Annotated in this window: 18 protein-coding genes and 1 pseudogene; 6 read left to right on the forward strand and 13 right to left on the reverse strand. The window is 27.4% G+C overall.

The window, feature by feature from the left end; all coding sequences use genetic code 4:
* Positions 1 to 80 precede the first annotated feature (80 nt).
* On the forward strand, positions 81 to 944 hold the full coding sequence (locus AACK91_RS03815; RefSeq protein WP_338964285.1) for a Cof-type HAD-IIB family hydrolase: 864 nt from the start codon (positions 81 to 83) through the stop codon (positions 942 to 944).
* Between the two features lie 20 nt (positions 945 to 964).
* Here the strand turns inward: AACK91_RS03815 and AACK91_RS03820 are convergent, their stop codons facing one another.
* The 6 genes and pseudogenes from AACK91_RS03820 to AACK91_RS03845 form a co-directional block, all read right to left on the reverse strand.
* Complete coding sequence (locus tag AACK91_RS03820; RefSeq protein WP_338964287.1) at positions 965 to 1,804, reverse strand: hypothetical protein; 840 nt, start codon at positions 1,802 to 1,804, stop codon at positions 965 to 967.
* A gap of 170 nt (positions 1,805 to 1,974) precedes the next feature.
* Positions 1,975 to 2,097, reverse strand: a complete 123-nt coding sequence (locus AACK91_RS03825) for a hypothetical protein (protein WP_338964290.1) — start codon at positions 2,095 to 2,097, stop codon at positions 1,975 to 1,977.
* Between the two features lie 285 nt (positions 2,098 to 2,382).
* Positions 2,383 to 2,661 carry a hypothetical protein gene (locus AACK91_RS03830; RefSeq protein WP_338964293.1) on the reverse strand — a complete coding sequence of 93 codons (279 nt, stop codon included), beginning with the start codon at positions 2,659 to 2,661 and terminating at the stop codon, positions 2,383 to 2,385.
* Positions 2,662 to 2,802: 141 nt separating this feature from the next.
* Positions 2,803 to 3,594 (reverse strand): aldo/keto reductase, encoded by a 792-nt coding sequence (locus AACK91_RS03835; RefSeq protein WP_338964296.1) that lies wholly within the window; start codon positions 3,592 to 3,594, stop codon positions 2,803 to 2,805.
* A gap of 19 nt (positions 3,595 to 3,613) precedes the next feature.
* A pseudogene (locus AACK91_RS03840) lies at positions 3,614 to 4,600 on the reverse strand (fructose-bisphosphatase class II).
* An 80-nt stretch (positions 4,601 to 4,680) separates the two neighbouring features.
* Entirely contained in the window at positions 4,681 to 5,820 is a 1,140-nt protein-coding gene (locus AACK91_RS03845) for a hypothetical protein (protein WP_338964298.1), read from the reverse strand.
* Positions 5,821 to 5,929: 109 nt separating this feature from the next.
* Between AACK91_RS03845 and AACK91_RS03850 the strand changes: the two genes are divergently transcribed.
* Together AACK91_RS03850 and AACK91_RS03855 are read left to right on the forward strand one after the other, a co-directional pair.
* On the forward strand, positions 5,930 to 6,892 hold the full coding sequence (locus AACK91_RS03850) for an IS1/IS1595 family N-terminal zinc-binding domain-containing protein (RefSeq protein ID WP_338963247.1): 963 nt from the start codon (positions 5,930 to 5,932) through the stop codon (positions 6,890 to 6,892).
* Between the two features lie 308 nt (positions 6,893 to 7,200).
* Entirely contained in the window at positions 7,201 to 8,586 is a 1,386-nt protein-coding gene (locus AACK91_RS03855) for a YitT family protein (RefSeq protein ID WP_338964300.1), read from the forward strand.
* Positions 8,587 to 8,656: 70 nt separating this feature from the next.
* On the opposite strand, the gene AACK91_RS03860 is transcribed toward AACK91_RS03855, so the two are convergent.
* A complete protein-coding gene (locus AACK91_RS03860; RefSeq protein WP_338964302.1) occupies positions 8,657 to 9,640 on the reverse strand; it encodes a hypothetical protein in 984 nt (327 codons plus the stop codon).
* Positions 9,641 to 10,053: 413 nt separating this feature from the next.
* Here AACK91_RS03860 and AACK91_RS03865 point away from each other — a divergent pair, with 413 nt between their 5' ends.
* Positions 10,054 to 11,016, forward strand: a complete 963-nt coding sequence (locus AACK91_RS03865; protein WP_338963247.1) for an IS1/IS1595 family N-terminal zinc-binding domain-containing protein — start codon at positions 10,054 to 10,056, stop codon at positions 11,014 to 11,016.
* A 412-nt stretch (positions 11,017 to 11,428) separates the two neighbouring features.
* Here the strand turns inward: AACK91_RS03865 and AACK91_RS03870 are convergent, their stop codons facing one another.
* On the reverse strand, positions 11,429 to 12,181 hold the full coding sequence (locus AACK91_RS03870) for an ABC transporter ATP-binding protein (RefSeq protein ID WP_338964305.1): 753 nt from the start codon (positions 12,179 to 12,181) through the stop codon (positions 11,429 to 11,431).
* A gap of 26 nt (positions 12,182 to 12,207) precedes the next feature.
* Positions 12,208 to 13,134, reverse strand: coding sequence for a hypothetical protein (locus AACK91_RS03875; protein WP_338964306.1), 927 nt, complete (start codon positions 13,132 to 13,134; stop codon positions 12,208 to 12,210).
* Between the two features lie 605 nt (positions 13,135 to 13,739).
* Between AACK91_RS03875 and AACK91_RS03880 the strand changes: the two genes are divergently transcribed.
* Positions 13,740 to 14,279, forward strand: coding sequence for a cob(I)yrinic acid a,c-diamide adenosyltransferase (locus AACK91_RS03880; RefSeq protein ID WP_338964307.1), 540 nt, complete (start codon positions 13,740 to 13,742; stop codon positions 14,277 to 14,279).
* 95 nt (positions 14,280 to 14,374) lie between these two features.
* Here the strand turns inward: AACK91_RS03880 and pepF are convergent, their stop codons facing one another.
* Positions 14,375 to 16,180 carry an oligoendopeptidase F gene (pepF, locus tag AACK91_RS03885; RefSeq protein ID WP_338964309.1) on the reverse strand — a complete coding sequence of 602 codons (1,806 nt, stop codon included), beginning with the start codon at positions 16,178 to 16,180 and terminating at the stop codon, positions 14,375 to 14,377.
* A gap of 132 nt (positions 16,181 to 16,312) precedes the next feature.
* Between pepF and AACK91_RS03890 the strand changes: the two genes are divergently transcribed.
* On the forward strand, positions 16,313 to 17,665 hold the full coding sequence (locus AACK91_RS03890) for a M17 family metallopeptidase (RefSeq protein WP_338964311.1): 1,353 nt from the start codon (positions 16,313 to 16,315) through the stop codon (positions 17,663 to 17,665).
* A 66-nt stretch (positions 17,666 to 17,731) separates the two neighbouring features.
* Here AACK91_RS03890 and mgtA read toward each other — a convergent pair whose 3' ends face one another.
* The 3 genes from mgtA to AACK91_RS03905 all read right to left on the reverse strand — a co-directional run bounded on the left by mgtA (position 17,732) and on the right by AACK91_RS03905 (position 24,521).
* Positions 17,732 to 20,464, reverse strand: coding sequence for a magnesium-translocating P-type ATPase (gene mgtA, locus AACK91_RS03895; RefSeq protein WP_338964313.1), 2,733 nt, complete (start codon positions 20,462 to 20,464; stop codon positions 17,732 to 17,734).
* Positions 20,465 to 21,323: 859 nt separating this feature from the next.
* Positions 21,324 to 22,772, reverse strand: coding sequence for a lipoprotein (locus AACK91_RS03900; protein ID WP_338964315.1), 1,449 nt, complete (start codon positions 22,770 to 22,772; stop codon positions 21,324 to 21,326).
* Between the two features lie 213 nt (positions 22,773 to 22,985).
* Positions 22,986 to 24,521: an APC family permease gene (locus AACK91_RS03905; RefSeq protein ID WP_338964317.1), complete on the reverse strand. Its 1,536-nt coding sequence runs from the start codon at positions 24,519 to 24,521 to the stop codon at positions 22,986 to 22,988.
* Positions 24,522 to 24,749 lie beyond the last annotated feature (228 nt).

Genomic DNA, 24,749 nt, shown 5'->3' on the forward strand with positions numbered 1-24,749 from the left:
ATAATTTAATTACAAAAATATTAGATATAATAAGAAGTAAGGGGAGAAGAAAAAAAGCATATTTTTAGAAAGGAGTACCAATGAAATTACAACACCTAGATAAAAAACGTTTAATCTTAATTGATTTAGATGGGACAACATTAATGAATGATGGTAAAACAATCCATCCAAAAACACAAGAAGTAATTAAAAAAGCTGTTAATGTTGGCCATAAAGTATGTATTATTACTGGGCGCCCCCACCGGGCAAGTATTCGCTTTTATCGTGAATTAGGATTAGATACATTATTAACAAATTTTGATGGTGGTCATATTCATGACCCCTTAAAACGTGAATTTAAACGATTAGTTTTCTCAATTGCATATGATGTAATTATAAGTATTATTAATCATCCCGATGTTAGAGGCAATGTTGAAAATGTTTTAATTGAACATTATGATAAAGCAATTTGTTGAAAAAAAGATGAGGCAATTGAAAACTACTTCCATCTTGATGATGTGGCTGATGATGAATATTTTATTGCCGACCCTTACAATTCTTGAAAAGGTCCCGCTAGTAATATGGCGTTATATTTAAACGGAACTAATAAAACAGATGAAGTATTAAGAATGTTTGAAAACTTTAAGAACTCTGTTCGAATTAATATTGGCCACTATAGCAGCAAACAAAGTCAAACAATGATTAATATTACGAATAAACTTGTTTCAAAAGGATTTGCAGCTGATATTTTAGCCCAATACTATAATGTTGATATTCGTGATGTTATCGCCTTTGGTGATGAAATGAATGATTTAGAATTATTGCAAAATGTTGGTTATGGCGTTGCAATGAAAAATGGTAATGATAATTTAAAAACTAATGCGCGTGGAATTACCCACTTAACTAATGATGAAGGTGGCGTTGGTGATTATTTAGAAAAATTACTAAACGGTGAAAACGTATAAAAAAGGGCTAATGCCCTTTTTTAAATTAAATAATAGTTTTTAAAATATGTCCCATAAAAATCATTAAGAATTTGTCAATTTAAACCCTTTTGATCATCTGGCGTTAATAACCATTGGGCAAAACCTTCGGCGAATAATTCTGCGTTACCACCTGTCCGACCATAACCAGATTGAATAAATGCCCAAGCCTCTAATTGTTGTTGAAACGGTGCATTATTACTAATGCCAACTTGTTTTCCTAAATAACGAACTAATGAATCATTTGGACTATACATAAACCCACGAATATTAATTAATGACTTATCTTTAGTTGGTGTACAACGCCCAGTTGCTGGTGTAATATTATGATTAAAACGAAGACGATTATTTGGTCAAACTCAAGCATAATTTGAAATCGCATGTCCTATTTCATAAACAATAGTTGAAATATTAGTTGCGGTTGAATGAAATCCAATTTGATATTGAATTTTACTCATTCGCGCTTGCAGTGAATGTTCCGTAAACACTAAACATTGTGCTAAATCATTTCCATTTCCTTTTAGTTTTGTAAAAGCTAAAACTTGGTTATTACTTACTGTACCATATTGACCAATACTATTATTAATTTCTAAATTATAGATTAATTTTTTAAAAACGGCTGCGCCAAAAATACTAACAAACAAATTGGCAAAGTCAATTAAATTATTACGGAACGGTGCTTGTTCTTTATAATCTAACGTTAATACCATTTTTTCTAATTGGTATGGATAAATCTTATTATTTGTTAAACCATTAACAACATCAGTAATTGTTTTAAAATGCGACAATGCTTTTTTTTGATTAAATGCTGCTACAACTTTAGGGTTTGCTTGATAAAGCATATTATTTTCACAACGTTTAATAAAAGCTAAGTCATTGGTACTAAGTTGTCTTATTTTACCATTTGCATGCGCAAAGTTTTTAAAGGTGGCACTTACTAATTGGTTATTATTTTGCGGGTTAAATCTATTTTTTGGTTACTATGTTCAGCATATAATAAACATTTACTATATTAAGCATAATTAATTTCATTATCGCCTTTTAAAACACTTCAAAACAATCAGGCAAACAACACCGCTAGCCCTAAACTCACAATTAAAATTGTAATCATTGTAATATTTTTTGTTTTCTTCATAACCATTCCCCTTTAACAAGATTATTTTTGTTATAATTAAAAATTGATAAAATATTACGTCCCACTTTTTATAATTATACCAAAAAACGCCTTAAATTAAAAGGTTTACGCCATATGGATACTACCATAGGGTTCTTAAAAAAGTTTAATATAAAAAACACCCGAAACAAAACGGATGTTAAAACATTAATATAAACAAGATGATAGTGGCTATTAGAGTTCTCTAATAACCATTTTGATTCTAGCATTTGAATACAAAAAACTATTTTCTAGTAAAGAAAAATACTAATTATTATTATCGTCATCATCTTCTGATAAATCTTTTATTTTCTTTTTATCAATTTTAACTCAACCAGAAGTTTGCTTTTCTTGATTCATTTGCAATCAAATATGATAATTTGGATCGTTTGGATTATTTGCTGCTTTTCGTAATTTCAACTTTTGTTCTAATGTTAAATTACTAGGATTAAAATATTCACCTTCAGTCGCATATTGATCACCATCAATTTCTGCTTTTGCTTTTTTAGCTGCTGCTAAAATTTCAGCCATTGTTTTTTTTGCCATTATATCCCTCCATTATGAAACCATTATAGTAATATTATAACATTATCTAGGATAACGACATAATTATTAAAAAAAGAAAAATAACTTTATTACTTTTCCCTTCTCAGTCTATCAACTAATAAATTTAATATTACTGTTAATTTAAATTCCATCAAATGTTTCAGCATAAACATTTTCATACATATTTAAGCTTTGTAACAGTTGAATTGTCTTTTTTGTTAACTTAAGTTTTTCAAAACCATTATTCTCTTTAATATGTTGTAATGTCTCTGCTTTCACAATTGGTTGAATACTAAAATATTTGATTCATGCCAAGACTAATTGGGAAACAGTACAATTATATTTTTTTGCTTCCGTAATTAGAATTTGGTTTTCTAAAACTTTTGTGATTGGTGAATATGCTTGAACTAAAATATTTTTATCTTGACAATATTGTACCCGGTCTCACCGTTGATTAAAGGGATTAAACTCAATTTGATTAATGTTGGGATAAATCCCTGTTTTTTCAAATAAGACTTCAATCATATCTTTATCAAAATTGCTAACACCAACAATATGAATTAAACCTTGTGCTTTACATTGTAATAATTCAACATAAGCTTTAATTGTTTTATGAAAATTCATATTTGGGCGATGAATTAAAACAATATCCAAATAATTCACATCTAGGCGTTTTAACGCTCCCAATACTGCCGTTGTTGTCTTCCCTGCTTCAATGTCATCGCATCAAATTTTTGTTTCAATAATAACATCTTCTCGTTTTGCATTATTAGTAATTAAATATTTTTTAATTGCTTGCCCAACCATTTCTTCATTCTGATAAACTTTAGCAGTATCAATAATTTTATAACCATTTTGCAAGGCATTAATAATTGCCTCTTCTTTTTTCAAAAATAAAGTCCCAAATGCAATCTTTTCTAAACGAAATGGCATCTTCCTAACCCCCTTTAGATTATTTACTATATTTATTTAATAAATCCTGAACATTACTTGTTACGGGATATTTTGAAATAATTTGATGATAAATATTATTGTACCCAACAAAAGAATGGACAACATATTTATGATCAATAATTTGTAATGGTTTTAAAACAGTTCCTCCCGTTAAAATAGCTGCAAAAAACATTGCTTCTTCATCAGCAACTAGGTCTCGTTCAGAAAAAATTGTATCATAACTAATTTTTTTGTGCGCCAAAGCTTGTTGTTCAATCTTCATTCGGTCTTGAGTTTCACTTTCGTTTGGCCAAACTTGTTCATATGCTGTTAAACGCGCAAACATTTTATAATTAGTTGCAATTGCTAACGCGCCCATTAGAACACCTTCTGGTGCACCACCAATGCCATATAAAAAATCAGCTTTTTTTAAAACAACATCAATCGCCCCCAAAACATCTCCCTCATTAATTAATTCGACATAAATTCCTAGTTTTTTCATTGTCTTAATAATTGCTTGATGACGAGGTTTATTTAAAATAATACATAATAAATTTTGTTTGATACTTAATAAAGTTAATAATATTTTCTCAATCGGTTGAGAAAAATCAATTGTTGCTCCTAAGTCTTCTGATAAAAATAATTTTTCCATATACATTTCTGGAATTTGTAACATTGTATCAATTTTAGCAATAGCAATACACGGGATTGAACCCGGTTCATTTTTACTGGCCGGAGCTGTTCCTTCAATTGGGTCAACAGCAATATCAATTGTAATTGCTTGTTGATGGGAAAAAGTTTATCCTTGATACAACATTGGTGCTGCATCAAGTTCACCTTTGCCAATTGCAATTTTTGCTTTAACATCATTATTTGTTAATAACTTATTAATGATATCAACCGCTTTTTGATCTAACATATTTTTATCATTCTTGCCAACTAATTCATATGCAGCAATCACAGCTAACTGGACTGCGCGTAAAAATAAAAGACTATTTGTTTCCATTGTTCATTCCTTTGCTTGCTATTAATATTTAATCACATAATTGCAAAAATAAAAATGTAAAGTAACTTACATTTTTATTTTTATGAATGTTTTTCATTTGATTCTTTTGGAAGTTTTCCAAACAATTCGTGAAAGGCTCGCTTCCAGCCAACCTTGCCGGCATACATCAAAAACTCATTGCTGGAAATAACAAAGGTACAAAAAACAATTGGAACAATACATACTCAATAGTATAAAGTTGGTTGTAAAATCTGGTTTGGAACACTAGCAGCAATAAAAATGTACTGTCAAATTGGTGTTCAAAATAACATTAATAATTGGGTTGATGTTGTATAGGTTGGCCCTGACATTGCTAAACAAGCATAATATAACATACGTGAACTACCCATAATAATTCCACCAAAAATAAAAATTAAAGCATAATCATAATATTGAAAGTTAGTAAATATTTTATAACCTTCAAAAAAATTTTGATGCGAAGCAACAGCCGCAATTGGTGTTCCTAATAATAACATTAATAATGCTGAAGACCCTGTTTTAATTGAAACTGTTTCATAATTAGTAAAATTAATTTTGGAATAACTCATTAAATGTGACATTCCCAACGCTTCCATTGCATAGAAAGCAGCTGTTATTAAGGCTAAACACATTCCCCCAATTGATGATCACGTTAAACCTTCATCAATTGCAAAATGAATTGACATTCCCAAAATCAAAAATGTTGAAATTGCTAATGCTGTTCAAGTGTATTTACTTTGACGAGCACGGAAGAAAATTGCACTTCCAACCCCAGCTAAAATAACATTTAAGTTTAATAACAATCCAGGCACTGTTCCATCAGTTTGCCCAAGATGATTAATTGTTAATAACACTGATAACTGGAAAAATACCATCGCAACTGGTCCACCCAAAAATCCATATAAAACAACTAGTCATGTTTCTTTATGATGCAACATCTTAAAAAAATTAATAAAATTTTTTGTTTTATAAAAAATAAACATTACAAACGTCGCCATTATTTCTTGGATTGTAACATAAAATGTTGTATTAATTGGTGATGCTAAGTTTCCATAAGGTCCTTGTTCAGGAATCATATATAACATTAGCGGTACAAATGAATATCCAACCGCTGAAATTAATCCATATACAATCCCTAAAATAATTCGGCGTTTTATCCGAATTAAATCTAAATCATTTTTTGTTTTCTCTAATTTTAACAAATGTTCTTCTGCATTATTGCTCTCTTTTGCTTTAATTTTGTCGAAAACTCTTGATATTTATAAAATATACCTAAAATTAGGTATATTTTTAATATATAGAGGTAAATAAATGATGAAAAAAATAATTACAGAATTAATAAATAGCTTAACAGATGATCAATTTTTAGAATTTTATGAAAAAATAAAACAACAAGCAGACTTAATTAAAAAACAAAAACGTTTAAATGAAATTGATCAAAAATTTAGAGATAAAGGCATTATATGTCCTAATTGCAAATCTTTTCATTGTGTTAAAAATGGTCATAATTCCGAAGGAAAACAAAAATATTTATGTAAAAAATGTCGTGCTAGTTTTGATGCATTTCGTCATCATTTTACTTATTGAAGTCATTTAAATTATGAACAGTGAAATTTATTAATTCAAATTTCATTGTTAGGACAATCTAGTAAAATAATTTCTCGTTTTATTAAAACAACCCCAAAAACCGCTTGATATAATCGACAAAAATTAATGCAATCAAAACAATTAGAAAATACACAGTTAAAATTTAAAAAATTAAATGGTCAAATCCAAATGGATGAAACATTTATTAAAGAAATTCATAAAGGCAATTTTAAAGATAAATTTGATAAACGAAAAACTCATCTCGATCCATTTTCAACTGATACCAAATGCTGTATTCAAATGGCAGTTGATAGCAATAATAATATTTTTGTTCAATCCACCAATACCAAAAGATTACAAAAACAATGGATTATTGAAAATATGAATAAGCAACTAATTAAAGAAAAATCAATAATTATTTCTGATATGCAACCACTATATTTATTAGTAGCAAAACAAACAAATTCTACTCTATATTCCACCAAAACTAGTACAAACCCTGATACTAGTTATCAAAAGTTAAATAAGATTAGTAAATTACAATCCAGTCTTAAAGAAGCCTTAATTCATTATCATGGTTTGGGTTTCACTAATATTCAAAATTATTTAAAGCTCTGAAAATGAAAATACCAACACAAAGGTTTAACACCAAACCAACAATCAACGGTATTATATTTTAACGTTTAAAAAATTTAAAGCAAAATCATAATCTTACACAAAATTAGTTTTCAAATTGTCATATTGATGATTTTTTTTATTTCATCAAGAGTTTTCGACAAAATTAAAGCTCTTTTGCATTCATCATTTTTATAACTACCTGATCCCATCTTTTTTACTACATATTATCACATAATTTATAATTTCCTTTAAAATTATTAGTTATATCTTACACCCAATAGCGCTAAATGTTAAATTTTTTCAACTTTTTTTTATTTTTTTTAAAGTAGGAATATAATAATAATGAAAATATATATGATATGGGAGATTCATAAATAATGAAAAATAAAAGACATAAAATTAGTAACTATGAAGAATATGAAATAATTAAAAAAAATATCAAACATGCAGAAAAATTATTAAAACATTATACACAACAAACACACGAATCACGACAACAATTATTAGCAAAATTAGAATGATTAAAAAAACACCCTGATCAAACCAAAGAATTTAAGTTAAAGTTACAATTAGAACAATTAAATTCAAAGGAAATAACAATGGTACATCGTTTTGTTAATAAAATTGTTGGATATGAAGAACAATTAATCAATATTGAAGACAAACTAGGTCTTGATGATGATGTTCGAATTACAAAAATTCGTAACATTAATAAAAAAGAAATAATTAAACAGGAAACTTCTTTAGAGCTTAGAAATTATTTGAAAAAAACACAAGTTAAAGGTTACATTTATCTTATTTTAGCTGGATTCATTTGTACAATTGCTTTTGATTATTTCTTATCACCATCAAAAGTTTTGCCACCCGGAATTGGAGCATTAGGAAGAATTTTTGCGCAATATATTTTTCAACCATTAAATAGCGATAATATTAATAATGCAAACTTAATGTATTATGTTTTTTACATTGTTAATAACATTCCTTTAATTATTTTTAGCTGATTTTTTGTCAGTCATCGTTTTACCATTAATACTATTATTTTTATGATTGCTCAAACAGTGTTTCATATTATTTTAAATGGGGTTGGATCTTATCATGGCATTCCTTATATTAATGCCAATGATTTTCATTTCTTACAAGACTTAAATAAAATTACCGATACAACAGTTCATGATTTATGGATTTTCTTCTTTGGATTAATTGCCGCAATTTTAAATGGAATTGCCTTTGGATTTCTATATACTGCTGATGCTTGTCCTGGTGGAACCGATTTTGTTAATAACTATATTTCACGCAAAAAGAAAAAACCAGTTGGTAATATTTCAATTATTGTTAATACAATTTTAATGCTTATTACTTGAGCAATGAGCTATGCAGTAAAAACACCAACACCAAATCCTTCTTTTGCAACCTACTACTTCTCAGCACCATTCTTTGCGGCCTTTATGGTAATTATTATTTGTGGTATTGTTTCAAATAAAGTTTTCCCTCGTTACAAAAACACATCATTATTAATTATTAGTGACAAACCAGAAGTCATTATTACTCGTTTGAAAGAAAATGGATTTGCTCATAATGCATTATGAAAAGTTACTACAAATTATAATGATAAATACAAAGACAATGCTTATATGGTAATGATTACCATCCCTTTGACAATGTTTAAACGGATTGCAGAAACGATTTTATTAGCTGATAATGATGCCATTATTCGTGCCCAAACAACTTATAAAATTAAACACATGCCGCATAATGATAATTAAATTATTTCTTAAAATAAAATATCACCCAGACGGGTGATATTTTATTTACTTTAAAAATTACAATAATATTTTAACTATGATCCATAAATTTATAACGGTTAAATAAATAACACAATAATCCCGTTGCAAAAGCATTTACAACAAACAATGTTGTTAATGTTCCAATTAAACTTCTTTTATTATTGGGAGCCATTGTTTTAAAATCATATTCATAATAATTATTGTTTACTTTATGCACATCATATAAAACTTGAGTTGGAAAAGAACCCTGCGCAAATGTCCACAATGTATAAGGATCAATTAGTTGTTTCAATGTAATTTCAAAGTGATCAACAAAATAAACATTTCTAACAATTTTGCTAATATACCCTCCTCATGCATTTCGGGCGCTAGAACTAATATAAACATGTTCTTGTAAGTTTTTTTCTTGTAATTCCGGTTGTTTAGCAAACGCTTCATTTATAGTATTAAAAATATTTCTTAAAAAAGCTGAATGATTAATAATTAAATAGGAGAAATACTGTTCAAAAAATGAAGAATTGTTTTCAATAATTAAATTATTAATTTCTGAAAATTTTAATTTTAATTGTTCCCCTTTTTTAAAAAAATTATTTAACTGGTTAAATTCATTTTCTTTTTCAAAGATCTTTAATAATTGTTCTTTTATAGTGTTGACATAAGTGCTTTGATTTAAAACTAAATCATTATTAATGTAACCATTTCGATATAATGGAATTGATAATTGATTATTTCAGGGATTAATATTTAGTTTTATCCCAAAATCAAATGCTTTTAACCATCTACCTTTAATGAAAACAAAATTATAAATTTTGTTTTCATCACTATATTCTAAATTATTTTTAACATTTTGAACAAATGTATTAATAATATTTTCATTATTAATTAACGGTGAATTAATAATATAACTACTCATTTGATAAAATGCTTTAATATTTTTATCTAAATTATTTTGTTCTAAACTATCTAATAAATCCAAATAATATTTATTTTCTGAAACTAACAAATAATTAATATTAATATAACTTAAATCCAAAGTTTGGAATTCTATCTGTTCAGTCCCACGATAACGTTCTGTATATGGTCGATACTGTTTTAAGAAAATTAAATTACTATTAGTAACATATGGTATTAAAGGTAAAATTCATTATAAAGCAGTACAAAGTAAACTAAGAAAAGTAATAAAAGTTAAAGCAAAAAGTTTTGATGTAATAAAACAAAAGATAAAAATTAATGGAACTAGCAATATTAAATATAATAAAATTACAAAATAAAATTTTAAATAAACAAAATAATCATAAGCACCAGTAGTCTGCAAAAATAAGGTTAAAACAGTACTCGGAAATAACATTAGAATTGTAAAAAATAACTTTAATTTTGTCGAAAACTCTTGATATTTATAAAATATACCTAAAATTAGGTATATTTTTAATATATAGAGGTAAATAAATGATGAAAAAAATAATTACAGAATTAATAAATAGCTTAACAGATGATCAATTTTTAGAATTTTATGAAAAAATAAAACAACAAGCAGACTTAATTAAAAAACAAAAACGTTTAAATGAAATTGATCAAAAATTTAGAGATAAAGGCATTATATGTCCTAATTGCAAATCTTTTCATTGTGTTAAAAATGGTCATAATTCCGAAGGAAAACAAAAATATTTATGTAAAAAATGTCGTGCTAGTTTTGATGCATTTCGTCATCATTTTACTTATTGAAGTCATTTAAATTATGAACAGTGAAATTTATTAATTCAAATTTCATTGTTAGGACAATCTAGTAAAATAATTTCTCGTTTTATTAAAACAACCCCAAAAACCGCTTGATATAATCGACAAAAATTAATGCAATCAAAACAATTAGAAAATACACAGTTAAAATTTAAAAAATTAAATGGTCAAATCCAAATGGATGAAACATTTATTAAAGAAATTCATAAAGGCAATTTTAAAGATAAATTTGATAAACGAAAAACTCATCTCGATCCATTTTCAACTGATACCAAATGCTGTATTCAAATGGCAGTTGATAGCAATAATAATATTTTTGTTCAATCCACCAATACCAAAAGATTACAAAAACAATGGATTATTGAAAATATGAATAAGCAACTAATTAAAGAAAAATCAATAATTATTTCTGATATGCAACCACTATATTTATTAGTAGCAAAACAAACAAATTCTACTCTATATTCCACCAAAACTAGTACAAACCCTGATACTAGTTATCAAAAGTTAAATAAGATTAGTAAATTACAATCCAGTCTTAAAGAAGCCTTAATTCATTATCATGGTTTGGGTTTCACTAATATTCAAAATTATTTAAAGCTCTGAAAATGAAAATACCAACACAAAGGTTTAACACCAAACCAACAATCAACGGTATTATATTTTAACGTTTAAAAAATTTAAAGCAAAATCATAATCTTACACAAAATTAGTTTTCAAATTGTCATATTGATGATTTTTTTTATTTCATCAAGAGTTTTCGACAAAATTAAAGAAAAATAAAGCACTAAAACAATAAAAAAAAGGTTAGTTTAAAAAATATTAAATTACTTCGATATTTAAAATTAAGCACATAAGAATAAATAATTCCATTATTTTGTTCTTCTTTAAAATTAACAATAATTAAGTACGTAACAAAAATTGGAATAAAAATCAAATATATTATTCGAAAAAAGACCATAATGAGAGTTGCTGCCCCACTTTTGATGACCTCTTGATAATTTAAAAAGAAAAAAGTAAAAAAGTCATAGTGATAACAAAACCAAAAAGTAATCATAATCATATTATTTTTGATTTAAAATTTTTTTTAAATAAAAATAATCATAATCTCATTAAAAAACAACTCCTTTTTCTCATCTTCTTTTTTAACTTCTTCAACTTGACTATAATATAATTGTTCAAGATTTTCTTGTTTATAATCAAAATTTTTATTATATAAAACTTTGCCCTTATTAAGAATAACAACATAATTAATTAAAGATTCTAATTCTGACAAAATATGGGAAGCAATAATAATTGTTATTTTAGGATTTCTTTGATGCAATTTAAAAATTAACTCATAAACTTGTTTTCTAGTATCAGGATCTAAATTAGCGGTTGGTTCATCTAAAATTAATAAATCCGGGTCATTAATTAAACTTAAAGCTAATAAAAACTTCTTTTTCATTCCACTTGAAAACTTAACAAAACTTTTGTGTGCATGTTCAGTCAAATGAAAATATTCTAGTACTTTTGGAATTAGTTCTTTTGCTTTTTGATAATTAATTTTTGTAATAAAAGCTTGATAAAATAAAATATCTTTTACGCTTGTATTACGATCAAAAGAACTATTGGCAGGGGCAAAACCAGTTTTTTTTGCATCAATAAAAAAATCATCATATTTTAAGGACTGATCTTTTTTAATCAGTCCTAAAATAATTTTAATTAAGGTTGTTTTTCCTGCTCCATTAGGGCCAACCAACCCAATAATTTGCCCATCATTAATATTTAAATTAATACCACTAAGAATTTCTTTATGTTTATATCCAAAAGATAATGCTTGGCATCTAACTTTAGTCATTTTTTAAAATTCCTTTCTTCTAAATTTTAATTTTCTAATAGTTTTATTTCATTTTCTAATTTGTTAATACCATCAAATACTTTTCTTAATTGCTCTTTTAAATTTGCTAATGTTTGTTCAGTATATTTTTTATTTAAATAAAATCATGTTTTAAAATTTTTAATTTCCAAATATTGATTTCCTCAAATACCAATATCATTTACATTTTCAATAGTAAATCCTTTAATTTCCTCTATTAAACCATTGTTATTTTTAAATTTAATACCGGCATCTTTATATACTCATCAACCACGAGAATTTTTCTCTGTTTCACCTAAATTAATTCAAATTGAACTATTAGTAAAATCATCACTAAGATCATTATAAAAACTTGGTAAATGTCAATAAGATATTGCATGAGAATTATTCATCATTATTTCTACTCATCAGGCTCAGCCATTTTGACCATGATAAACATTATAATAAAAAAATAATTTTTGCAGTTTTGGTTGATAGTATCGTAATCAATTAAAATTAGTTTTTCTCTTTGCATAAAAATCATCTCAATAATAGGACCCTGGTTCTGATACTCCAATTTGCGCAATAGCAATTTCGGCTTTTAAATCTTTAACTTTATTTTGTAAAATTTTAATTTGTTCCAATTTAATTTTAATAATATTATATTTTTCATCACTAGCAATATTAATTAAATTATTTATCATATTAGTTAATTGAATAATAACTGCATCCTTAAATTGAATTACTTCAAATAGAAAACTAATAATACTTTCCTTGTTATCAAGACTAAAACTACTCATGCGGTTAATTAACGTATGACAACGAGAAATTAAATGTGATATTTCTGCTGGGTCTCTTTTTCGCATTTTTTCTAATATCAAAATCATATTTTGCAAATTATTTTTAACTTTATCACGAATATCACTACTATACTTGTATAATGAATCAATCATCATTGCTTTATCATCAGTTCCTATTAACTAACTTTTTAATTCATATAAGCGTGTGATTAATCCAATATTCTTATAATCACCTTCTGTTAACACTTCATCAATCTTACTAATTAATTCTGTTTTAATAGACGTAGTATTAATATTATGATTTTGTAATTTCATAAATGTATTAATATATGTTTGAAAAAACCTAAATCATCATTTGTTAATGTTATCTGCTCCTTAGCGGTAATTATATTATTTAAATCATTATTTTGTTGAGATTGATAGTTCAAAGGAACTACATTCATTGATGTCACCATAATAATGGCTGTTAACAACATCTTTTTCATAATATTTATCCTTTCATTTACTTGTTAATATCGAATATATCTTCATAGTAATTTTTTTAAAGTTAATATTATTGTAAAATTATTTTTTTATTGTTAATTCTAAGCTACATTTAAATTCTTTAAATGGTAATTTAATCTTATCACAAAATTAATATTAGTACTGTTCTATTTAAAATTAGAAATAAAACTTGCCAGTATATTTTTGCTTATTTATTTATATTTAAAAGTTAAAACTAGGAACTTTTTAGTACAATGTTTATACATAAGGAGGTAATTATGCAAAAAAAGGGTTACTGTCATATTTATTATGGTGATGGAAAAGGAAAAACATCGATTTTAAATGGAATGACAATTCGTGCTTTAGGATATCAATGAAAAGTTAAATATTTGCGATTCTTAAAAAATCGTATTTCTGGAGAAATGTTATTTTTTCAAAAATTAAATGACCCTAATTTCGAGGTAATTAATTACTATTCATCAAACACAAAGTTTTTTTGAGAAATGGATGATCAAGAAAAAGAAGTTCTTCGTAAAGAAATGCGTGTTGGTTTTGAAGAACTTAAGAAACTAAGTCAAGATGGAACAGTTGATTTAATTATCGTTGATGAACTTCTTGGCTGTATTTATAACGAATTAATTACCGAAGCAGAATTAATTGAAGTTATTAAAAATAAAAACCCTAGTATTGAAATCGCTTTTTCCGGCCATCATATTACCGATAATTTAATTAATGCTGTTGATTTAGTAAGTCATGTTCAAGCAACAAAGCACTATTTTTATCAAAAAGTTCCGGCACGAAAAGGCATTGAATTTTAATTTAAATACTTATTAAACTAATGTTTTTATAATTAATAATGTTATAAAATAAAACAATTCGTTAAAAACGAATTGTTTTATTTTATCAAAAAGTCTTATACTTTAGCAAATAGTAGTTGTTCTAAATCATCAATCATTGCTGTTAACTTTGTGATTAAAGCACGATAAACATTTGAGTCAGTATAATCAATCCCAATATCTTTTAGAATTAATAATGGTTCTTTTTGGCCACCTTGTTTTAAGAATTTTAATAATTGTTCTGGTTCACCGTTGATAACATCATTATAAAGTTTAAAGGAAGCAACAATACATGTCGCATATTTATAAACATAATATGGTGAATTAAAGAAATGTAAAATTCGTAGTCACCCATATGTTTTTTTTGTTGGATCACGCTTGTCAAAAACAGTATAACCAAACTCATTTGCTTTTTGTTCAAAAAGAACAGCTAATTTATCAGCATCTAATGGCTCATTATTTTCAACCATCTTGTGTGCTGTTCATTCAAAATCAGCAAAATGAATTTGACGGAAAAAAGTAGCCATAATTTCATCAATACGATTTTGTAATAAATAAATTTTTTCTTCTTTACTTGTTGTATGCTTGTATAAGTAATCAAATAATAAATGTTCATTAACCGTTGACGCAACTTCTGCTAAAATAATTGGATAATTATTTAACGGATATTTGTTATTTAGATCTGCTAATAAAGTATGAACCGAATGTCCTGCTTCGTGGGCTAGTGTATTAACTGACCCAATTGTATCATCTCAATTCATTAAAATAATTGGGTCAACTCCCGAACCACCCGATGAGTAAGCACCGCTTCGTTTATTAGTATCTTCAAAATAATCAATTCGGTGATCACTTCATGCTACTTCTAATTGAGTCAAATACTCTGATCCTAACGGTTGTAATGATTCACGAATCATTGTTTTTGCTTTTTCAACAGTATATTTTTTGTCCAATGAAGCAACATTAGTCACTAATTTTAAACTACGATCTGTCGCATAAAATTTTTTAAACTTAAAATGTTTTTTTAACAATTCATTATAACGAACAAATAAGCGACTATTTTCGCGACCATATTTAATTAAACTTGCATAAATTTCTTCTGAAACATCATCACTGCTTAATGCTGCTTGTAAAGTATTTTGATAACCACGTAAACGAACTGCTTCAACACTATGTTGAATAATTCCCTCATAAACACGAGCAAAAGCGTGTTTCTTATCAGTTAAATGCTCGGTAAATAATTGTGCTGCTTTAATCCGAAACTCTTGTTCAGTTAACGGATCAGTTTTTTCCATAATTTCGCTATAAACAGCACTTGTTAATTCCGTATTTTTACCATGATAATCAATAAACACTGGTTTTTTATCAGCATATGCTAATAAATCATATAAATCATAAGCGACACCACGAGAACGAGTAACCAATGCTAATACTTCTTCATCACGTTCTCCTAAAATGTATTTAGCATTTTTAAAAAACTTACGATAACTATATTCATTTACCCTAAGGGTTGAATCATTCTTAATTCACATCATAATGGTTTCCTCACCAATTGCTTTTAACTCCGGGGCAATAAAAGCTAATTGACTTGAAATTTGATTTAAAGTATTTGAATAAATTCCGGCTAATTCTTGATATGATAAATCAGTTGTATCAATATCCCCCATATGCAAGTATTGTCCCATTTTACTAGCAATTAAATCAATTTCTTCGTCCAATAAGACATATTTTTTAAAAATAACTGGATCATTTAACTTTCCTTTAAAAGTAATAATTTCTTCTAATTTTTTTACAATTTTAGCTAAATCAGCTTTTCACGCTTTATTATCTTGATATAAATGGCTAAAATCTCATTTATATTGTGTTGGTGCATCTTTTCGCTTCATTATTTTTTCCTTCTCTCTATCAAAACTATACCTCATAATTATAACGGAAAAACAAAATATTTTTGTCATTATCCTAGTTAATGTTATAATATTACTTATATAATAATCTAAATAGAAAGAGGGAAATTTACAATGGTATTATTAAACGACAAAAAACAAGATTTAACATTAAAAGCAGTTTTTAAAGGGGCTGACATTAATCCATTAGTTATTCAAGAAAATGGTGTTACAACATTAATTTCAGATCAAAAAATCCTTTATGTTTATTTTGAAAAAGCATTAACTTTTAAAACCGCAGAAGATTTTATTAAAAAATTTATGAGCACAATAAAATATAATTTAAATATTGAGGTTGATACTTTTAAAAAAGGCGCTGAACCAAATAGTCATATTTTCAAAGCATTAGCAGAAGGAACATTATATGCTTTAAATGATAGTTATACTTTAAAAACAACCAAAAAAGCACAAAAAACTTATACAATTAACTTAATTCACAATTGTGATAAAGCAGCAACTGTTTTTGAAGAAATTAAAATTAAAATGGAATTTGTTAATTTTGCCCGTATGTTACAAGATACACCACCAAACTTAATGTATCCAGAAATTTTTGCCGAAAAAATTGCAAATGCTGCTAAGGGGATTGCTAATTTAAAAGTTACTATTTTAGATAAAAAAGAAATTGAAAAAGAAAAAATGGGTCTCCTATTGTCTGTCAATGCTGGTAGTTTCCTAGAACCACGAGTTGTTGTCTTAGAATATACTGGTAATAGTAGTAGTAAAGAAAAAGTTGGTTTAGTCGGAAAAGGAATTACTTTTGATAGTGGTGGGTATAATCTAAAACCGTCAACTGCTATGGCCGGAATGAAATTTGATATGTCCGGAGCAGCAATTGTTTGTTCAACAGTTTTAACTTTAGCAAAAGCACAAGTTAAAACAAATATTGCTGCGGTTGCTTGTTTAACTGAAAACCGTATTGGGGGAAAAGCAACCCTAACTGAATCAGTTATCACGTCAATGAACGGGAAAACCGTTCAAATTGACAATACTGATGCGGAGGGAAGATTAGTATTAGCTGATGGAATTACTTATGCAATTCGTAAATTAAATGTTGATAAACTAATTGAAGCGTCAACTTTGACTGGAGCAATTCTAGTTGCCTTAGGAAAATGGTTAACTGGGGTCTTTGCTAATAATGATGGTTGATATGATCAGTTCGCTAATGCTGCAGCAAATGCACATGAAGGAATCTGAAGAATGCCAATCTTAGAAGAACATACTGCTGTAATGCGAAAAACTCCAATTGCTGATTTAACTAATGCTGAGAGTTCACGCTTTGCAATAAGTTCCACTGCTGCTGCTTTTTTATGTGAATTTGTTGAAGAAAAACCATATATCCATTTAGACATTGCTGGAACAGCTGACACTACTGATGGTCGCGGAACTGGTGTTATGATTAAAACTTTATTTGAAATGTTTAAAGGTTAACACCTAACATCTTGCAACTGCAAGATGTTTTTTATTTTATAAAAAATAGATTTACTAATCGTAAATCTATAATCATCGTTTAAACATTTTAATATAAAATACTTTGACGCCTTGACTCATAAAACAGTAACCACCCACTAATAAGGCGAGTCAAGCAAAGTATATTGCTGGTAATGGCGCTAAACTTAATTGTGGTCCAACTGATGTGTATGGTAATGCAATTCCCACTGCAATCACGGCAGCCCCCGCCACCAATAATTGTCATGATGACATTGATTGAAATAATGGAATTTTTCTTGTTCGATATAGTTGAACAATTAAAGTTTGTGTTACTAATCCTTCAACAAATCATCCTGTTTGGAATAAAGTCACTTGTTCGGCAGTAATATGTTGTGGATTGCTTAACACTCCAAAGTAGTAACCCATCACAACGAAAGTTAAAATATCAAAAATTGAGGAGACTGGCCCGTTAATAAAGACAAACGGTAAAATATCTTTTGTTGTCCATGTTTGTGGTTTTGATAAGAAATCAGCATCAACCTTATCAAAGGCAACTGCCAATTGTGACATATCATACAATAAATTTTGAAATAAAATTTGAATTGGCATCATTGGCTGAAATGGCAATCATGCTGATGCTACTAAAATACTTAGCACATTCCCAAAGTTGGAAGCAATTGTAATTTTAATATATTTCAAAATGTTTCCAAAAATTTGTCGTCCTTGGACAATTCCTTTTTCTAATACTAATAGTGATTTTTCCAATAAAATAATATCTGATGCTTCTTTCGCAATATCGGTTGCATTATCAACCGAAATAGCTACATCACTTTGGCGTAATACCGGCGCGTCATTAATGCCATCACCCATAAAACCAACAATATGCTTATTTTGTTTTAAAGCAGTAATAATTTTAGCTTTTTGCAATGGATTTAATTTTACAAAAACATTATTTTGTTCAACAACATCACGAAGTTCAAATTCACTTAGCTTTTCAATATAATCACCCGTGACAACCCCTTTAATTTTTAAGTGAACACGATCACAGATTGCTCGTGTTACTTGTTCATTATCACCAGTTAGAATTTTTAACTGTACACCATTTTTGCGTAACAATTGGATCATCTTTGCTGCTGATGGCTTTGGTTTATTTAAAAACGAAGCAAAACCATAGAAAATTAAATCCTTTTCATCAGCTGGTGAATAATACGTATCAGTGTCATGACCATGACTATATGCCAAACCAACAACCCGCAACCCTTGAGTATTCATTTGTTCAGTTGTTGCATTAATCATTCGTAAATGCTCTGCAGTTAAATCTTCAACTTGCCCATTATATTCAATTTTGGTGCAATTTTTAACAATTTCTTCAATTGCACCTTTGCAAATTAACGTATGATGCTCATCTTTACCACGAACAACTACTGTCAGCTTACGACGATTAAAATCAAACGGAATTTCATCAATTTTTTGATAATCATTTTTAAAATTTGATAAATGATTATCATCAATATAATGGATAATTGCTTTATCTAAGGGGTTTTTTAATCCCGTTTGAAAATAACTGTTTAAATATAAATATGTTAATAACCGATCATCTTTCTTTTTATCTAATAATTGATAATCAACTAACTCAATTTTATCATTTGTTAAAGTTCCTGTCTTATCAGTACATAAAACATCAATTGCCCCTAAATTCTGAATGGCCTCTAGTTTTTTAACAACAACTTTCGCTTTACTAATCCGGCTTGCTCCACGTGCCAAATTAGAAGTCACAATCATTGGTAACATTTCTGGGGTTAAACCAACGGCAACTGAAATTGCAAATAACAATGCGGTTAATCAATCATTTTTTGTCACCCCATTAATAACAAACACAATTGGCACCATCACAAACATAAAAGATAACAATAATCATGTTGTTCTTTTAATTCCACGATTAAAACTATTTTCTGGTGGTTTAACTTGTAATGTTTTTGAAATTGTCGCACAGTATGTATCTTGACCAACCCCAACAACAATTGCAATTGCACTTCCCGAAACAACACCAGTTCCTGTATAACAGATATTTTCTAATTCTAATAAACTTGGTTTATGTGAGTTATAACTAGCATGCTTTTCAACTGGCAGTGATTCACCCGTTAAACTTGACTGGTTAATAAAAAGCTCATTACTTCATAATATTCGAACATCAGCAGGAACCATATCCCCACTTGATAAATAAATTAAATCTCCTTGTACTAATTCATGAATTTCTAATTCCTTTGCCTCACGAATTAAACTAGTATTATTATTAACGGAAACCTCAGCAACCTTTTCATTATGTTCTAATCTAATCACCGTAATGGTGTTACTAACTAAATCAGTTAATTTTTTTGTAACTAAAAAACTACGAATATCTTGAATGTAGGCAATTGTGGTACTAATAATAATCATAATAGCAATAATAATAACACCAATTATTTCAAAGCTATCGCCACCCAAAGTAAAATAACTTACCAAATTATAAGTTGCAATTACTGCTAAAACAATATTAAAGGGGTTTAATAATACTTTTAAAAAATGTTTAAACCAATGAAACTTTGTTTTTTGTTGAGAATTATCACCATATTTTTTTCCCATTTCTTTTGCTTCATCATAATCTAACCCAAAATTTTTAAGATCAAAATGCTCTAAAATTTCCGTTTGCGAAAATTGTGAAATTTGTTTAATTTCATCTGTTTTTAAAAACCCAATTTCCTTTTTTCGTCCTTTAAAGTCTTTATTATCACCTTTAAATTTAGTTATTATTTTCGCCATTACAAAACTCCTTTCTCCGATAAAAATTACATTCAAACCATTATAAATTTAGGACTTTTAACACAATTTAAATTAAATCTGCAAAGTAATAAAATTCCTAAATCCATAATAACTTTCTTTTCATAATTTTTATACATCTGAATAGTTCATACCACAGCCTTTCTTTGTTATTACTTATATATTAATTATAACGAAAATAATGCAAAAAAGTCCAGAATATTAATTAACAAAAAATAAAAAAATGATATTAATTATAAAATTAATATCATTTTTATTTGTTTTTGGAAAATTTTATTAGATTATATATTATTTTGTATCATAACAGATTAATAAATAATGGCCTAGTTTGGCATTCACTAAAAAACTAACATATATTCAGCAATTATGCTTTAGCTTTACTGATTCCTAATAATCGTTTAGTAACTAGGCATTATCCTTTTTCTTAAATATTATAGCAGCATATTATTTTGTTTTGATATCTTGTATAAAATGGCCTCTGCTGGGGGAACATATTTCTTTCTAAACAACAAAATATACTTTGTATTCAAAAAGATACTTCAAAATAAAATTGGACAAAAAGACATAGCATTGTGAATAATAATCATTAGTAACCACACACCTTTAATGTTGCTATTTTGGTACCAGTGATAAAAAAAGAGTTCTAAAAAACTAAAACTCTCATAAATTACCAATAAAACAGGTTAATTATTGTGAAAGCATAGTTGTTTTTGTATAATCACGATAAGGATTATACTTTCATTATTTAATATTTTTTTACTTTAATAAAATTTATATTTTTATTATATCATTAAAAAAAGGAAAGTAACCTTAATTTTGACATTAGTATCACTTATTATTGTTACTCTCTTATAATTCCAAAACTTGTTCGATATCCACTATAAACCGAATAGATAAAGGAACTATCTTTGTCAACACCAAAACGATAATCAAATGTTCAATAAACATTTCCGCCCGATGTCACACCAGGTTTATATGAAGCATTTGGATAAAGCATATTATCATTTCCATCAATATAATATAACATTGCATTAGTTGTTAAAGCTTTATATGACTCATTAAATGCCGCAATAATATTACCAAAATTTGTTAACTTTTTATTTAATCCTTGATCAGACACTTCAACACTAACATTTAAGTTTTGATTGTTATTATCTGCAACAACTCCTGATAATGGAAACCCAGCAACTTGAACTTTTAATAATTTAACATTAAATGACCCTAACTGTAGAATTCCTTTACTTGTTTGAAAAATTGGCATAACTGACCGATAAAAATTTAAAAAGTTTTGTCCCGTTAATTGATCAGGATTAAATCCTTCACCACTTCATTTTGCTGTTGTTCGATTTGCAACCAGGTCAAAAACAGCATTAGAACCGGCCACATTACCGGCCGCCGCTTCCGTAATTGGCGCTGATACTAAATTTAACATTCTTTCTGAATCAACAAAAGTAATTTTATCTTTAAATGGTGCTAAATCATCATCGATTTTAATAGGTTCATTAAGTTTATGCATTACAATTGTATCTAATTCTTCATAGTTATTAGTATAAATAATATCAAAATTATCATATAATTTTTCAAAATCTTGATTACTATCAATTTTAATACTTTTAATTTGGTTAAAATAATTAACAATTGGTTTTGCAACTTTTGCTACAACCCCTGATAATAAATCATTAACAATTTTAGCATTTCCAGTTAAAACATATGAAATTGTAACTGGCACTGTTGTTTCCAAACTTTTAAAGCGAACAACAAAATTAAACCTAAAATCCAATCGAACAGCATTGACATTTGTAACATCAACTCCTGTTATTTTTGCTAATTGTGTTAAGTCAATATAATTTAATTGATAATTAATTGAATTCTCCACAACCGCTAATTGTTCAGCTGTTGGATAATAATTTGGATAATCGTTAATAATTTCACGATTAATATTTTCAAATTCAGCATTAAAACCTGTTCTAATTAATTGTAAAATTTTTGCTACATCAGGATTATCAATAGCAAGCACAACTGATGGATTAGTTAATGTTACCATTTTATATAATTTTTCAAAACTAATATCATAGTTTGTTTCATCAATCATTGATTTTTTTGAAGCATATTTTTGCAAGCTATTTGAAGCTCGCTTTGAAATTTCATTTAAAATTTTTGCATCCTTCGCAGCAGCTGGTTCATCAGTTGGCTCATTATCATCAGTCATCTTATTACTACAACTAATAAGGAAAGTTGTCCCTGTACTTATTAATGTTATAGTCCCCAAAATGCTTAATAGTTTTTTCATAATAAAATATTCTCCTTTGTATTTTTCTATATAATTCTTGATTATTGCAAAAAAAAGCAAGTGGATTTTACATAAAAAATAAACTTTTACCTATTTTAGGGGGTAAACTAAGAAAAACTCCCCCATTCAACAGATTTATTCCCCTACCGAAAAAGGGGGATTTATTAACAATAAAAAAACATATCTTTTAGATATGTTTAATTTTTTTGTTAACTACGTTTCATTATCTTTACTTTCTTCAATATTATCTGTTCTGTTAGCACTAATCTTTCCATTAGCACTATTGTTTTGAACATTTATGTCGTTCTTAAAAGTAATATTTTTCACTTTTGTTTCATTATCTCTCATTCATAAACCAAGTCATGGTAAAACTAAAATTAAAAGTAATCAAACAATTGCTAAAATTGGTCCTGTTTTTTCTAACATTACAATTGCATTTAAGAAATATGAATAAACATTATAACTAATAACTGTTACAATACAAAGCACACTAATCACAGCAGCTGGAATAAAATATCAATTTTTAGCTGTTTTAATCCGTTGGTGATAACGATTTCAAATTCCTAACCCAATAATTGCGCCATACATTAGAAAAGCCACAACAACACCAGCATTACTAATAAAATCATAAAAATTATACGTTTCTTTTGCAAAAATGGTTGGAATTCCCATAATTAACCCTCATAATAATGTTATGATTACTGCTGCAACAAAGTTTGCTAAATTAAGACTACGCTTCGCAACAATTTTATTACACAATTTTGTCCCAATAATAAAATTATCTTCAATTGATGAACGAGTTAATTTTACCATTGAGAAACTATAACCATTTAAAGTTCCAAAAGCACTAATTAAAATAAAGAAGAAAATAACTCGTTCAAAAACTTTATTTGCAACAGGATTATTAAAAATCTTTCCCGCGGCAGCAGCAACGCTTCCACTAGCATCTAAATTTAAAGTTCCAATTGAAACAATTAGATAAAGAATAGTAACTGATGTTAATCCTAATACTAATGCTAATGGAATATTACGTTCTGGTTTTTTAACATCTTTTTGAATATATGTTGTTGATAAAAACCCATCAAATGAAAATAAAATTCCCGGCAAAGCCATTAAAATCATTTCAAATCCGCTTTTGTTTGATACCAATTTATATTTATCAGGATCTCCTAAACCAGATTCACTAAAAGCATTTGGATCATTTTTAAAAAAGAACACTCCAATTAAACCAACTAAAACTAACGGAATTAACTTTAAAACAACGGTTGTCATTTGAATATACTTCCCAGTTTTTTCTAAATAAGTACAAATATACATTAATAAAATAGTATAAAAAACCACAAAAAAGGTTAATATTAACTGATAATTTCCATAACCACCAACCCTTTCACTAAACGCAACTTCGGCCGCTAAGCCACCACCAAAAGCTCAAATTGATGCTTTTGTTGTATAATAAGCCACCGTAAAAGTAGTTAACGGAATGTAAATATGATTCATTGCATTTCGGACAACACGGCCAAAACGTTGACCACCAAATAATTTTGCATATAAAGCAATTCCTGAATTAGAATCTTGTTTTGCCGACGAAATTTCCATAAACGATAATCCAAATGAAAGTGCCATAACACCTCCTATAATTCAAGCAATTAACCCTAAAATTCCATTACCATTCGTTAGACCATAAACCCCCTCGTTTTTAAAGAAGATCCCTGTTCCAACAACTGTTCCAACAACCATACAAAAGCACATAAAAAATCCATATTTTTGAGCAGCCTTTTTCTGCATAATTTAACATCACCCTTTCCATTAATTTATTTTTTTCAGTTCTCAAAATTATAAAACGCTAAATAATAATCTTCCTATATTATTTAATGTCAAAATTTTAACACAAGTATATTTAAAATTTTAACATTAAAATAGTAATTCCATTAAAAAATAAAACTTTAATTTTGTCGAAAACTCTTGATGAAATAAAAA

Origin of the sequence: Spiroplasma endosymbiont of Sarcophaga carnaria (genome assembly GCF_964019595.1) — a bacterium.
In the GTDB taxonomy this organism is placed as follows: Bacteria; Bacillota_I; Bacilli_A; order Mycoplasmatales; family Mycoplasmataceae; genus Spiroplasma; species Spiroplasma poulsonii.